The 12,562-nt window shown below is 28.2% G+C and carries 15 protein-coding genes; 7 read left to right on the top strand and 8 right to left on the bottom strand.

Translation table 11 applies throughout. From position 1 onward, the window contains the following. Positions 1-4: 4 nt before the first annotated feature. Positions 5-400, bottom strand: coding sequence for a molecular chaperone Tir (locus ACSIGC_RS04675; protein WP_299680882.1), 396 nt, complete (start codon positions 398-400; stop codon positions 5-7). A gap of 228 nt (positions 401-628) precedes the next feature. Between ACSIGC_RS04675 and ACSIGC_RS04670 the strand changes: the two genes are divergently transcribed. After that, complete coding sequence (locus tag ACSIGC_RS04670; protein WP_442266996.1) at positions 629-1,384, top strand: helix-turn-helix domain-containing protein; 756 nt, start codon at positions 629-631, stop codon at positions 1,382-1,384. On the opposite strand, the gene ACSIGC_RS04665 is transcribed toward ACSIGC_RS04670, so the two are convergent. Beyond that, positions 1,381-1,809: a DUF7738 domain-containing protein gene (locus ACSIGC_RS04665; protein WP_442266995.1), complete on the bottom strand. Its 429-nt coding sequence runs from the start codon at positions 1,807-1,809 to the stop codon at positions 1,381-1,383. The genes ACSIGC_RS04670 and ACSIGC_RS04665 overlap by 4 nt on opposite strands. Positions 1,810-1,982: 173 nt before the next feature. On the opposite strand from ACSIGC_RS04665, the gene ACSIGC_RS04660 reads away from it, so the two are divergent. Next, positions 1,983-3,284 carry an NAD(P)/FAD-dependent oxidoreductase gene (locus ACSIGC_RS04660; protein WP_442266994.1) on the top strand — a complete coding sequence of 434 codons (1,302 nt, stop codon included), beginning with the start codon at positions 1,983-1,985 and terminating at the stop codon, positions 3,282-3,284. Between the two features lie 51 nt (positions 3,285-3,335). On the opposite strand, the gene ACSIGC_RS04655 is transcribed toward ACSIGC_RS04660, so the two are convergent. The 6 genes from ACSIGC_RS04655 to ACSIGC_RS04630 form a co-directional block, all read right to left on the bottom strand. Next, complete coding sequence (locus tag ACSIGC_RS04655) at positions 3,336-3,692, bottom strand: hypothetical protein (protein WP_442266993.1); 357 nt, start codon at positions 3,690-3,692, stop codon at positions 3,336-3,338. A 69-nt stretch (positions 3,693-3,761) separates the two neighbouring features. Further along, the gene (locus ACSIGC_RS04650) at positions 3,762-4,235 is read right to left on the bottom strand and encodes a DUF6428 family protein (protein WP_442266992.1); all 474 of its coding nucleotides are present in this window, start codon (positions 4,233-4,235) and stop codon (positions 3,762-3,764) included. A gap of 6 nt (positions 4,236-4,241) precedes the next feature. Further along, the gene (locus ACSIGC_RS04645) at positions 4,242-4,850 is read right to left on the bottom strand and encodes an arsenate-mycothiol transferase ArsC (RefSeq protein WP_442266991.1); all 609 of its coding nucleotides are present in this window, start codon (positions 4,848-4,850) and stop codon (positions 4,242-4,244) included. Positions 4,851-4,882: 32 nt separating this feature from the next. Next, the gene (locus tag ACSIGC_RS04640) at positions 4,883-5,215 is read right to left on the bottom strand and encodes an ArsR/SmtB family transcription factor (RefSeq protein ID WP_442266990.1); all 333 of its coding nucleotides are present in this window, start codon (positions 5,213-5,215) and stop codon (positions 4,883-4,885) included. A 61-nt stretch (positions 5,216-5,276) separates the two neighbouring features. Further along, on the bottom strand, positions 5,277-5,786 hold the full coding sequence (locus ACSIGC_RS04635; protein ID WP_442266989.1) for a flavodoxin family protein: 510 nt from the start codon (positions 5,784-5,786) through the stop codon (positions 5,277-5,279). A gap of 123 nt (positions 5,787-5,909) precedes the next feature. Further along, the gene (locus ACSIGC_RS04630; protein WP_442266988.1) at positions 5,910-6,653 is read right to left on the bottom strand and encodes a DUF1223 domain-containing protein; all 744 of its coding nucleotides are present in this window, start codon (positions 6,651-6,653) and stop codon (positions 5,910-5,912) included. A gap of 90 nt (positions 6,654-6,743) precedes the next feature. Between ACSIGC_RS04630 and ACSIGC_RS04625 the strand changes: the two genes are divergently transcribed. From ACSIGC_RS04625 to ACSIGC_RS04605, 5 genes are all read left to right on the top strand, one after another. Beyond that, positions 6,744-7,598 (top strand): PPK2 family polyphosphate kinase, encoded by an 855-nt coding sequence (locus ACSIGC_RS04625; RefSeq protein WP_442267743.1) that lies wholly within the window; start codon positions 6,744-6,746, stop codon positions 7,596-7,598. A gap of 73 nt (positions 7,599-7,671) precedes the next feature. Continuing rightward, positions 7,672-8,502, top strand: a complete 831-nt coding sequence (locus ACSIGC_RS04620; RefSeq protein ID WP_442266987.1) for an exonuclease domain-containing protein — start codon at positions 7,672-7,674, stop codon at positions 8,500-8,502. A 2-nt stretch (positions 8,503-8,504) separates the two neighbouring features. Further along, a complete protein-coding gene (locus tag ACSIGC_RS04615) occupies positions 8,505-8,990 on the top strand; it encodes an ABC transporter ATPase (protein WP_442266986.1) in 486 nt (161 codons plus the stop codon). 80 nt (positions 8,991-9,070) lie between these two features. Then, on the top strand, positions 9,071-11,989 hold the full coding sequence (locus ACSIGC_RS04610; RefSeq protein WP_442266985.1) for a glycoside hydrolase family 3 N-terminal domain-containing protein: 2,919 nt from the start codon (positions 9,071-9,073) through the stop codon (positions 11,987-11,989). A gap of 17 nt (positions 11,990-12,006) precedes the next feature. Next, complete coding sequence (locus ACSIGC_RS04605; protein ID WP_442266984.1) at positions 12,007-12,543, top strand: Crp/Fnr family transcriptional regulator; 537 nt, start codon at positions 12,007-12,009, stop codon at positions 12,541-12,543. Positions 12,544-12,562 lie beyond the last annotated feature (19 nt).

Raw genomic sequence — 12,562 nt, 5'->3', positions numbered from 1 at the left:
ATTTCTAATATTTTGAGAAATTAATGATTTGCTCAGAGTATTCACTAAGTAACAAACTTAAAGAATTTAAACTGGCTTCTAATTCATTAATATCTAAGTTTTCTAATTGTAATGTGTCTCTAAAAATGACACGTTCACCTGTTTCATCAAGCACAAAAGCTCCATGAATTATATCTCTATTTTTTTGAAGTAATGCTTTAAACATAGCTTCGTTTGGTTGTGTTGCTTTAAAAATAAATTGTTCCATGACTAGTATAGGATAAGCAACACCAATAATTAAGTTTTTTATTCCAAAATTCTCTTTTTCAATAACAAAAATCCCATCAGATTCGATCTCTTTACTAATTGTAAAGTTTAATTCTAATAAAAAGTTTTTCGTTTTATTAAAGTGAATGTTCATTAGCAATTGGTTATAATTAGATAGTTTATATATTGATTTTCTTTTAAGGTAAAATAATAGATACCATAAATACTGCAAAATGTAAAGTTAATAGAATCATAATAAAATAGTTAATAGTTAAGTGACCTTTTTTTTCTAGAAAAATTAGCAATTTTCGTTTTTATTAGCTAATATTGTTAGTGTAAAGATACTAAATATTTTAATATTTGCAAATAAAATTAGCAAAACATGTCTTTTTTTGGAAGAAACATAAAAAAAATTAGAGGAGTAAAAGGATTGAGTCAGAAATCTTTTGCGGAATTGTTTGATTTAAAGCGAGCTACATTAGGAGCGTATGAAGAAGGTAGAAGTGAGCCTAAAATAGAAACGATAATTAAGATTGCTAATTATTTTAGCATTTCAATTGATAGTATGCTAACTTCTGATTTAACAGTGAATGAATTATTGCGTTTTAAAGAGGATTTAATTCTTGATAATAATGTACACGAAAAGGAAAGTTTTGTTAATATACCTTATGTTTCTGAAAAAAATGTTGAGAATTATTGTAAGCATTATAACAATCCTTCTTTTTTAAATGACTTGTCAATAATTAGTTTACCAATAGAAATTGATAAAATTTTACGAGCATTTACAGTTACAAATTTAGAAATGACAGATCATGACAAAGGTTTGTATCCTAAAGATATTGTTATTGCAGAAAAAATTGCAGAAGAAGATTTTGAAAATTATGGAAATGGAGAGGTAGTTATTGCTGTTTTAGAGAAAGAAATTATACTAAGAAAAATTTACTTTATTTCTGACAAAGTGGTTTTTAAAGCAGAACACAAAAATATTGAAGAAAAAATTTTTTCGAAAACAGATATAAAAGAGTTATGGCAAGCAAAGTATACTTTTATAAAGCGTTTGCCTGAAATAGGTGATGAGGTTGAAAATAAACTACTATTCTTAGAGAAAGAATTATTGAAGCTTAAAAATCGAGGTTAAGCTTTATAATCATTATTAATTCCTAAACTAAAACCAAACCTAGTTTCATTTTCGCTTCCTAATCTGTGAATAGCTATTTTACCAAGTCCTATTTTACTAAATTCGTTAAAGGTAATATCTTCTTCTTCGAAAAAGAGTGTTCCTTTATATGGTTTTTTTGGAACATATTCACTGGTATTAATATTTTGGTAAACATTAATAGAGACTACTTTGTTATCGTCTTTTAAACTACTTGATATTCCAAAATCATCCCAGATAATATATTTATTGCTTGAGTTGATTGTTCTTGAAGGTTCACCAAAAATTTCGACTAAATTTTTAAATTCAGTAGGAAAAGTAAGTGGAGTTCCATTAACTAATATACTGTCTGTATTACAGTTTATAATAAAGTATTTTTGTTTCTTCTTCTTAAAAATAGTAAACATAAAATTAATTTATGATTTTTCTACTAGAACAAAACTATAAAATAAATAGAGTATAAACTGTATAAAAGAAGTAATTTTTAATAGATATTTTTTAGTTTATTAATAGTAAGTTAATACTGTTACTTTTAATTAAATTTGCTATTAGAATTTACACAGATTTTAAACATTAAAGTATGAATATACCTCAAACTAGCTTTCCCAGAGTAGTTATTATTGGTGGAGGTTTTGCAGGATTAGCCGTTGCAAGAGGTTTAGAAGATAAAGAGTTACAAGTTGTTCTTTTAGATAAACATAATTACCACACATTTCAACCTTTATTATATCAAGTTGCTACGGGAGGTTTAGAGCCAGATAGTATTGCTTTCCCTTTAAGAAAAAGATTTAATGATATCGAGAACTTTTATTTTCGATTGGCTGAAGTTTCAAGGATTGATTCTGAAAATAAAAAAGTAAAAACTTCAATAGGTAGTTTAAGCTATGATTATTTAGTTATTGCTACTGGTTCTACAACTAATTTCTTTGGTAATAAAAATATTGAAAAACATACCATGGAAATGAAGACGATTCCTCAGTCTTTAAATATTAGAAGTCTAATTCTAGAGAATTTTGAAGAAGCTTTATTGACTTCTGATTTAGAAGAACGAAAAAAGTTAATGAATTTTGTGATTGTCGGTGGTGGACCTACAGGAGTTGAATTGGCTGGGGCATTAGCGGAAATGAAAAAGGAAATTTTACCAAAGGATTATCCAGATTTAGATATCCGTTTGATGAAAATCAATTTGATTCAAGGTGCAGATTGTCTTTTGAAAGGTATGAGTTCACAAGCTTCAGAGAAAGCAGAAGATTTTTTAATCAAGTTAGGTGTTGATGTATGGAAAAATCTAAGAGTTCAGAATTATGATGGAGATACAGTAACTACCAACGGAGAAGATCATTTTAAAGCAAGTACTGTAATTTGGGCAGCAGGAGTTAAAGGAGCTTCTATAGATGGGTTGCATGCTGAATGTGTTGTTGAAAGAGCAGCAAGATATAAAGTAGATGAATTTAGTAGGGTAGTTTCTGTTGATAATATTTTTGCTATTGGTGATGTTGCGTGTATGAATACAGAAGCTTTTCCTTATGGACATCCAATGATGGCGCAACCAGCAATTCAACAAGGAAAATTATTAGCTAAGAATATATTAGCGCTTCAAAATGGAAAAAGCATGAAGCCTTTTGTTTATAATGATAAAGGGTCTATGGCTACAATCGGTAGAAATAAAGCTGTAGTAGATTTACCTAAATGGAAATTCCAAGGAGTTTTTGCTTGGTTCGTTTGGATGATAGTTCACTTATTTTCACTAATCGGTTTTCGAAATAAGGCAGTAGTGTTTTTAAATTGGATGTATAATTACATACGTTTCGATAGAGAAACAAGACTAATTATCCGTCCGTTTAAGCAAAAAAATAAATACTCATTTGAGAGTGATAAATAAAAAAAATCCCAAGTAATTAACTTGGGATTTTTAGTTTTGTTTTAAACTTATTTATTCGACTCCTGTTGAAATCGTAGAAATAGAATTGTCTTCATTAACAATGATCTCGTATTCGGAGCAAAAATCCATTTCAACAGTTTCTACAACTTCTATATCGTTCTTTATTACAATAGTAAAAGTTATTGTTCCAGAATCGTAACTTCTGAACTCTGAAGATTTACCAGATTCTACATTGTTAAGATTTTCTGTATTACCTCCTGAAGTTTTAATTTGAACACTTACTTCTTCAGTTCCCATGTTTGTAATGCGAGCTCTTGGGTTTTCGTTTTTACAATCTGAGCAAGAAGTGAAGTTAAAAGTTAAAATTAAAATTAAGAAAAAGGAATAAAATCTTTTTAATAATTTCATTAATCAGTATATTTTGGGGTTATATTTTGCGAATATAATATTTTTAAAATTAAAAGAAGTTTTTGATTGTTAACAACAACCAGAATTTGGATCACAACTAAAACCTTGACTTTGAATTTCTGATAATTTTAATTTAGGTTTTTGTTTTGGTGAAATACCGCATTGGTCTTCGGCTAAACAAGCTGTAGCTGTATTCACTAGTAGGAAATTTTTTCCATCGAAATCTAAATCATATTTACCGATAGTTGTTCCTTGGTATTCAACTTCTATTTCTACATCCTTAAGGTTTAAAGTCTTTTCAGAAAGTTCTATAATATGAATTAATTTTTCAGGATGTAACCTATGATTATAATCATTAGCATTCCATAATTGAAAATTTATTTTTTCTTCTTTACGGAGTACTCCTCCACAATCAATAAAATGCTTGGTAATTTTTCCAACTTCTGTTACATGAAAATGTTCAGGAACCAAATTGCCATCTGGCAATTGAAAAGCTATAGTGTTTAATTCTTTTAAGTGTTTTTTTATTTCGGTAAGTTTCATAATCGTTTAATTTAATTGAGATAAAACAAAATACATTTCAGACGCAATTTGATTGCTTCTTTCTAAATATGTTTGAATTTGTTTGTCGGTATTGTCAGAAATTTTTGGGTCTTCATAAGTGATAGCAATTCTTTTATCTGTACCAGACACGAACGGACATCCTTCATCAGCTTGCGAGCAAGTCATCACTGCAGCAAACTTTGAACTTGGGTTAAAGGAATCGTCATAACGTTTAGAAAAACCAATAATAGGATGAGAAACTTCATCATATTTAATTGCGTAAACGGGATTTGTATTTTCACTAATAATGCTTATTTCAAAACCTTGATTTTTCAATGTTTCTGCAATTGGATGTGCTAAAGCAGTGGCTTCTGTACCACCAGAATAGGTTATGATATTTTTGATGTTAAAATGATTCGCTAAAGTTTGCATCCATATCTGGCCTAAATGACTTCTTCTAGAGTTGTGAGTGCAAATAAAGTTAATGCGTATATCTTCTTTTTTAGTTCTTTTTTCTTTAATGTAAGTTATTAATGGTTTTAATTTTTCTTTTCTTTCATTAGTAATTTCCAGAGAAGAAATTTTTTCTATTGTTTTAATTAAATCCGTATTCATTGTAATATTACGATTAATATATTCAAATTTTTTTAGCAGCATTTGTTGATGGATGTAGAGAATATTTCTAAAAATTGATTTAAAATAGTTCTGATTTCTTCCCACTTTTCATTATTAATACAGTAACAAATACTTGTTCCTTCGATATTTCCTTTTAAGATTCCAATACTTTTTAATTCTTTTAAATGTTGAGATATAGTAGGTTGTGCTAAACCAATTTCATTGACTAAATCACCACAAATACAGGTTTTTACTTTAGATATATGTTCTAAAATAGCTATTCTTGCAGGATGCCCTAATACTTTAGCTATTTGAGCTATATCATTTTGATTTTTGGAAAATATTTCAGATTTAGTTAATCCCATACTTTAATTGTATATTGCAATATTACGATAAAATAAACTAGTAAAAAAGAAAAAAATAGATTTATAAAGTTTTTATAAACTTTTTTATTTGGTTTTCAGCTATATCATCAATTTTACTTCCATCTTTAGAGAACCAAACATGTATGTCTCCAAGGTAATTCATTCCTAAATATTTAGCACTTTCTATAAAAGGCATTTCAAAACCTTGTCTTCTGTCATTTTCTCCAGAATTGCTAACCATGGCCATATTTTTGCCTCTTAGTTTTCTTCCTAATTCTTTCTGATAATGCAATAGATCTGATAATCTATCGAAAAATACTTTTAAAATTCCACTCATTGTGTACCAATATACTGGAGTAGCAAAAATGATAGTGTCATATTTTTCTGTAATTTTTTGTAGCAATGGAAGAAAATCATCATTTGCATTTTTGAAATCGTAATCAAAATGCCCAATATTATAATCTAATAAATCAATAATATCAAAATTCGAATCTCGGTTTAATAACTCTATTATTTTTTTTGTGTTTCCATTTTTTTTGGAACTAGCTTTAATAATTACTGTTGTATTCATTGTTATAATTTTTTAGGAAATTTACTCAGAATACAAGTATTTGTTTTTTTAGATTGATTGCTAATTCTGATGATACTCAAGAAAAAAACAATTGAAAAATAAAGGAGTTTAAAAATCTTTGTGTTATAGTTTTATTTGAACACCAAAAGTAACTAATAAGTCTTTGTCTTTAGTTATTGCAATTAATTTTAGCTCGTCTTTTGGTTTAATAATATCGGGGATAAAAAGTGTTATTTTTCCTTCTTTTTCAATTAGAGAAACTATTTTTTCAAGAACAACAATATTAGTATTTGTTAAAGTTCTATTCCTGTTTTCTCCTCTTTTTACAGGTGTAACACGTTTATCAATGGTTAAAAGAAAGTGAATGTTATGCTTTTTTGTTTTTCCATCCACTTTATAAGAAAAATTTACTTTTTTGTTTTTAATTTTTAAGTCTGTTATTTCTATAGTGTTAGAATTAGATCCTCTGTGTAAAATTTGTTTAATTCTTCTTTCTATTCTCACTTTATCAGAACCAACAAAATGTTCATCACCATTTATAACTAATTGAGGGGTGTAAATAGAACTACTTAAAAATTTTTCAGCATAGTCTCGTTGTTTGTTAGTATAATCTTTAGAAGCAAAAGGATCTTTCCAACCGATATAATCCCAATAATCAACATGGTAAGCTAAAGGAATTATTTTATCACTATTATTGTTGTTTTTAATTTCTTCTAGAAGTTTGTCTGCAGGTGGACAACTAGAGCATCCTTGTGACGTAAACAATTCTAAAACAACTACAGGTTTTTCTTGTCCATTTAAACTAAAAAAAGAAATAAAAAAGATAAAAATGAGTCGATAATGCATAAAGAATAATTTAATTTTCAAATTAGTAGTTTTTTTAACAAAAGACTTACACTATCGCTTTAAGACCTACTATATTTTTTTTACATTTATAAAATCAATAATAGAATGAAGATGAATATAGAGAAATATAAGGTTAATGGAGAAGTAAAATTAAAGAAGAAGAAAACTTTAGAGTATATTGAAGATGCTGAAAAGAAATTAAAAAAAGTAAGAAAAAAAATAGCCGACTTACAAAATACAATGTATGCAGAAGGTAAATATAGTGCCTTAATTTGTTTACAAGGTATGGATACTGCAGGTAAAGACAGCTTAGTAAGAGAAGTGTTTAAACAATTTAATGTTAGAGGAGTAGAAGTACATAGTTTTAAAGTTCCTACTGAATTAGAATTAAAACATGATTTTTTATGGAGACATTACATTGCACTACCATCCAAAGGTAAAGTTGGTGTTTTCAATAGAACGCATTACGAAAATGTACTAGTTACGAGAGTACATCCAGAATATGTGTTTTCAGAAAATATTCCTACAGTGAAAAGTTTGGAAGACTTAAATGATGAATTCTATCATGATAGAATGGATCGTATCAATCAATTTGAAAAACATATAGCAGCGAACGGAACTATTATTTTAAAGTTCTTCTTACATCTATCTAAAGAAGAACAAAAAAATAGGTTATTACGTCGTTTAGATATTCCTGAGAAGAATTGGAAGTTTTCAGCTGGAGATTTAAAAGAAAGAAAACTTTGGAACGAATATCAGTTTTGTTATGAAGATGCTATAAACAGAACATCAACAGATCATGCGCCTTGGTATATAGTACCCGCAGATGATAAACCAACAGCTCGTTTTATAGTAGCACAAACTATTTTAGAAGTTTTTGAAAAGTATAATTTTAAAGAACCTACTTTAGATAAAAAACTTTTAGATAAAATTAACGAGTTTAAAGAAGAATTAAATAACGAATAATAGCGTTATTATTGACATCTTTGTACATTTTAAATAAGTAAAACACTACCATTAAAAATTTTTTAATAACTATATGGAGTTAAACCTGAAAAAACCTATCGTTTTTTTCGATTTAGAAACAACTGGAATTAATATAGCCACTGACAGAATTGTAGAAATTTCTATACTTAAAATATTCCCTAACGGAACACAAGAAAGTAAAACATGGTTGGTAAACCCTGAAATAGAAATACCGCAACAAGCTATAGATGTTCATGGAATTACGAATGAAAAAGTTGTTACAGAACCAACATTTAAAGAATTAGCATCTAAAATAAACGAGATGATATTCGATTCAGATCTTGCTGGATTTAATTCAAATAGATTTGATATTCCGCTTTTAGCTGAAGAATTGCTAAGAGCTGGAATCGATTTTGATATGGAAGAAAGAAAAGCCATCGATGTACAAGTAATTTTCCATAAAAAAGAACAACGAACTTTAAGTGCAGGTTATAAGTTTTACTGTGGTAAAGATTTAGAAGATGCACACTCTGCTGAAGCAGATACATTAGCAACTTATGAAATCTTAAAAGCACAATTAGATAAATATGAAGATATAGAGAATTCAGTAGAAGCGTTAAGTGAATTTTCTTCACATACAAAACGAGCTGATTTCGCAGGATTCATATTATTTGATGAAGATGAAGATGAGATATTTGCTTTTGGAAAATATAAAGGAAGAAAAGTAGAAGATGTTTTAAAAGAAAATCCTGGATACAATTCATGGATTCAACAAGCAGACTTTCCATTATATACTAAAAAAGTATTGCGCCAAATAAAAGAACGAATGAGTTCGCCTGAAACGCCTGAAATGACAGATGAAGAAAAGTTAAAAGCGTTACAACAAAAATTTAATTTAAGATAACAATGTACATACCTTATAACGAATTACCGAACTCTGCAAGAGTTTGGGTGTATCAAGCTGATAGAACATTTACTCAAGAAGAAATAGAAGTAATTTCTGCAAGAGCCTTGTTATTTATTGATCAATGGACCAGACATGGTGAAGATTTAAAAGGATCTTTTGCTATAAAATATAATCAGTTTATAATTTTAGCAATAGATGAAAACTTTAATTCAGCTTCTGGTTGCTCTATTGATGCTTCAGTACGTTTTGTTAAATCTATAGAAGAAGAGTTCAATGTAGATTTAATGGATAAAATGAACATTTCATTTAAAGACAATGATAATATCAATGTCGTAAAACTTTCAGATTTTCAAGAGTTTGCTAAACAACAGAAAATAACTGCTGCTACAGTTGTTTTTAATAATATGGTAAACACTAAAGAAGATTTTGAAACCAAATGGGAAGTTACAGCAGACAAAAGCTGGCATAGCCGATTTTTGGTATAAGAATTGTTTAAAGTAAAGTAATCCCCGATGTTTTATAAGGAAATTTAAAAACTCGTTAAATTAACGTGTGAACGATTTATATGAAGAAAAAGATACTATTATTAGCTGTAATTTTTACAAGTGTTATTAATGCTCAGCAGTTAGATCCGTTACGAGCAAAACAGTACATTTTACAACAAGAATGGGTAGATAGTATTATCGATTCAATGTCTATTGAAGAAAAAATAGGACAGTTGTTTATGGTGCAAGCATATTCTAATAAAGATGCTAAACACGAAAAATTTATTTCTGATTTGATTACAAAACATCATGTTGGAAATTTAATTTTTATGAAAGGAACACCAGAAAAACAAGTAGCACTTACTAATAAGTATCAAAACTTAACTAAAAAAGTTCCGTTATTAATTGGTTTCGACGGAGAATGGGGATTAGATATGCGATTAAAAAATACATATCGTTTTCCTTGGAATATGACTTTAGGAGCCATTCGAGATAATAAGTTAATTGAAAAGTTAGGGGAAAGAATTGGAGAACAATGCAAACGAGTAGGAATTCATATTAATTTTGCTCCGGTTGTAGATATTAATACAAATCCAGACAATCCAATTATTGGAAATCGTTCTTTTGGAGAAAAGAAAGAAAATGTTGCAGAAAAATCAGTAGCTTTTACAAAAGGAATGCAAAATGCAGGTGTATTAGCAAATGCAAAACATTTTCCAGGGCATGGAGATACAGCTACAGATTCACATTTAACATTACCGTCTATAAATTTTACATTACAACGATTAGATTCAATCGAATTATATCCATTCAAAAGACAATTTGATGCAGGTGTAGCAAGTGTAATGACAGCACATTTAAGTATTCCTTCTTTAGAATCGAATATTAATTTACCATCTTCATTATCTAAAAATGTAGTTACCGATTTATTACAGGATAAATTAGGTTTTCAAGGTTTAGTTTTAACTGACGGATTAAACATGAAAGGAGCAGCAAATTATGCTACAGCTGCCGAAATTAATTTGGCTACTTTCTTAGCAGGAAATGACATTTTGTTAATTCCTCAAGATATTCCGAATACAGTAAAAGCTTTTAAAAAAGCTTTAGAGAAAGGAGAATTAAATGAGGAAAGAATTAATAAGTCGGTAAGAAAAATTTTAAAAGCAAAATATTTAGTCGGTTTACAAAAGTTTGATACGATTAAAACGGATAGTTTACTTGTAGACTTAAATACTGCTAAAGATGAATTACTGCATCGAGATTTAATTAAAAAATCATTAACTGTTCTAAAAAATACAAGAGAAACATTACCAATAAAAAAGTTAGAGTTAAAAAATATAGCTTATGTTGCTTTAGGAGACGATAAAGGAGATGATTTTGTTAAAATGCTTCAGAATTATACTAAAGTAGATGTAATTTCAGCAAAGCATTTAGATATACTAACTAAAAAATTAGAAGACTATAATTTAGTAATTATAGGTTTTCATAAATCGAATAAAAATCCTTGGAAATCGTATAAGTTCTCTAATCAAGATTTAGTTTGGTTACAAGAAATATCAAGAAACAAACGTGTTATACTTGATGTTTTTGCAAATCCTTATAGCTTATTACAAGTTAAAACATTTACGAATATTGATAATATTATTGTTTCTTATCAAAATAGTAAGTTAGCACAAGAACTTTCTGCTCAAGCAATTTTTGGAGCTTTTGAGATTTCAGGAAGACTTCCGATAAGTATTAGAAATGAATTTCAAACAGGAAATGGAATGATTATATCTCCATTAAATCGCTTTGAATATACCATACCAGAAGCTGTAAATTTATCAAGAGATACATTAAAATATGTAGATCGTTATATTGATACTATTTTACAGCAGAAAATGGCTCCGGGAGGTCAGATTTTAATTGCGAGACACGGAAAAGTAATTTATCATAAAACTTTTGGTTATCAAACTGATGCTAAACGAAGAAAAGTAAAAAAAACTGATGTTTACGATTTAGCGTCTTTAACTAAAATTTTATCTACTTTACCAGCTGTAATGAAATTAGAAGAAGATAGAAAATTATCACTTCAATCTGATTTAGTTGATTTACTTCCAGCTTATAAAGACAGTAATAAAGAGCACTTAAATATCAAACAAATCTTATCACATTATGCTCGATTGAAATCGTGGATTCCATTTTATACAAGAACAATTGATTCTATAACTGGTAAAGTATCAAAAGAATATTATAGAACTAAAAAATCGAAGCAGTTTCCGATAAAAGTAGCTAAAGATTTATATTTAAATAAAGATTACAAGGATTCTATTTACACTAGAATTAAAGACTCTGATTTACGAGAAAGAGTAGGATATAAGTATAGTGATTTAGGATATTATATACTTAAAGAGGTTGTAGAGAAAAAGTATAAAAAACGTTTAGATAAAGTTGTAGAAGATGAGTTTTATGCATCTCTAGGTTTAAATAGAACTTCATATTTACCTCTTGAAAAATTTAATTGGAAAGAAGTTGTTCCTACAGAAAAAGATGATTATTATAGAGAACAATTATTAAGAGGTTATGTTCATGATATGGGAGCTGCAATGCAAGGTGGAGTAGGAGGTCATGCTGGTTTATTTGCGAATGCAAACGATGTAGCAAAAATTATGCAAATGTATTTGCAAGGAGGAACTTATGGAGGTGTAAAATATTTTAGACCAGAAACTATTGAGAAGTTTAATACAAGGTATTATCCTCAAGTAAGAAATAGAAGAGGTTTAGGTTTCGATAAACCACAAATAAATCCTAGAGAAAAGCCAACATGTGGTTGTGTTTCTGAAAATAGTTTTGGTCATAGTGGTTTTACAGGAACCTATACTTGGGCAGATCCAGACACAGGAATTCTATATGTCTTTTTATCGAATAGAGTTTATCCGACTATGGATAATAGAAAATTAGTTAAAAGTAATATAAGAACTAAAATTCAGAAGGTTATTCAAGACGCTATTGTGAATTAAATAGTAATTCAACTGTTTTGAAGAATTATCAACTATTAAAAAACAAAATTCTACAAGAAGGTATTTTAACAAAACAGAAAACCTTCAAAAGAGATGAGTTCATAAAAGTTAAAGGATCTAAGGATACTAATATCTATTTTATAATATCTGGTAGTTTAAAAGTTTTCTTTACCAATAATACAGAAGAGCATGTAATGTATTTCGGGTATAAAAACTCAATTATCACTGCAATAGATTCCTTTTTATCTAATTCAATTAGTGATCTTGAAATAAAAGCACTAAAAAAAACTGTTGTTTTTTATCTTTCCAAACAAGAGTTTTACAATTTTTTAGATACGAATACCGAGTATTTAAAATTGTGGAATGAAATATTACAAGAAATTATATTACATCAATTTGAAAGAGAAAAAGATTTATTACTAACTTCTCCAGAAGAAAGGTATCAGAAAGTATTACATCGAAATCCAGAACTTTTTCAAGAAATTCCTCATAAACATATTGCAAGTTATTTAAGGATGGCTTCTGAAACATTAAGTAGAATTAAAAAAACGTGACTTCAGTCAATATTTATAT

Origin of the sequence: Tenacibaculum aquaeponti (genome assembly GCF_052084715.1) — a bacterium.
Lineage (GTDB): Bacteria > Bacteroidota > Bacteroidia > Flavobacteriales > Flavobacteriaceae > Polaribacter.
Note: the sequence above shows the minus strand (reverse complement) of the source record. Positions and strands in the feature narration are given on the sequence as shown.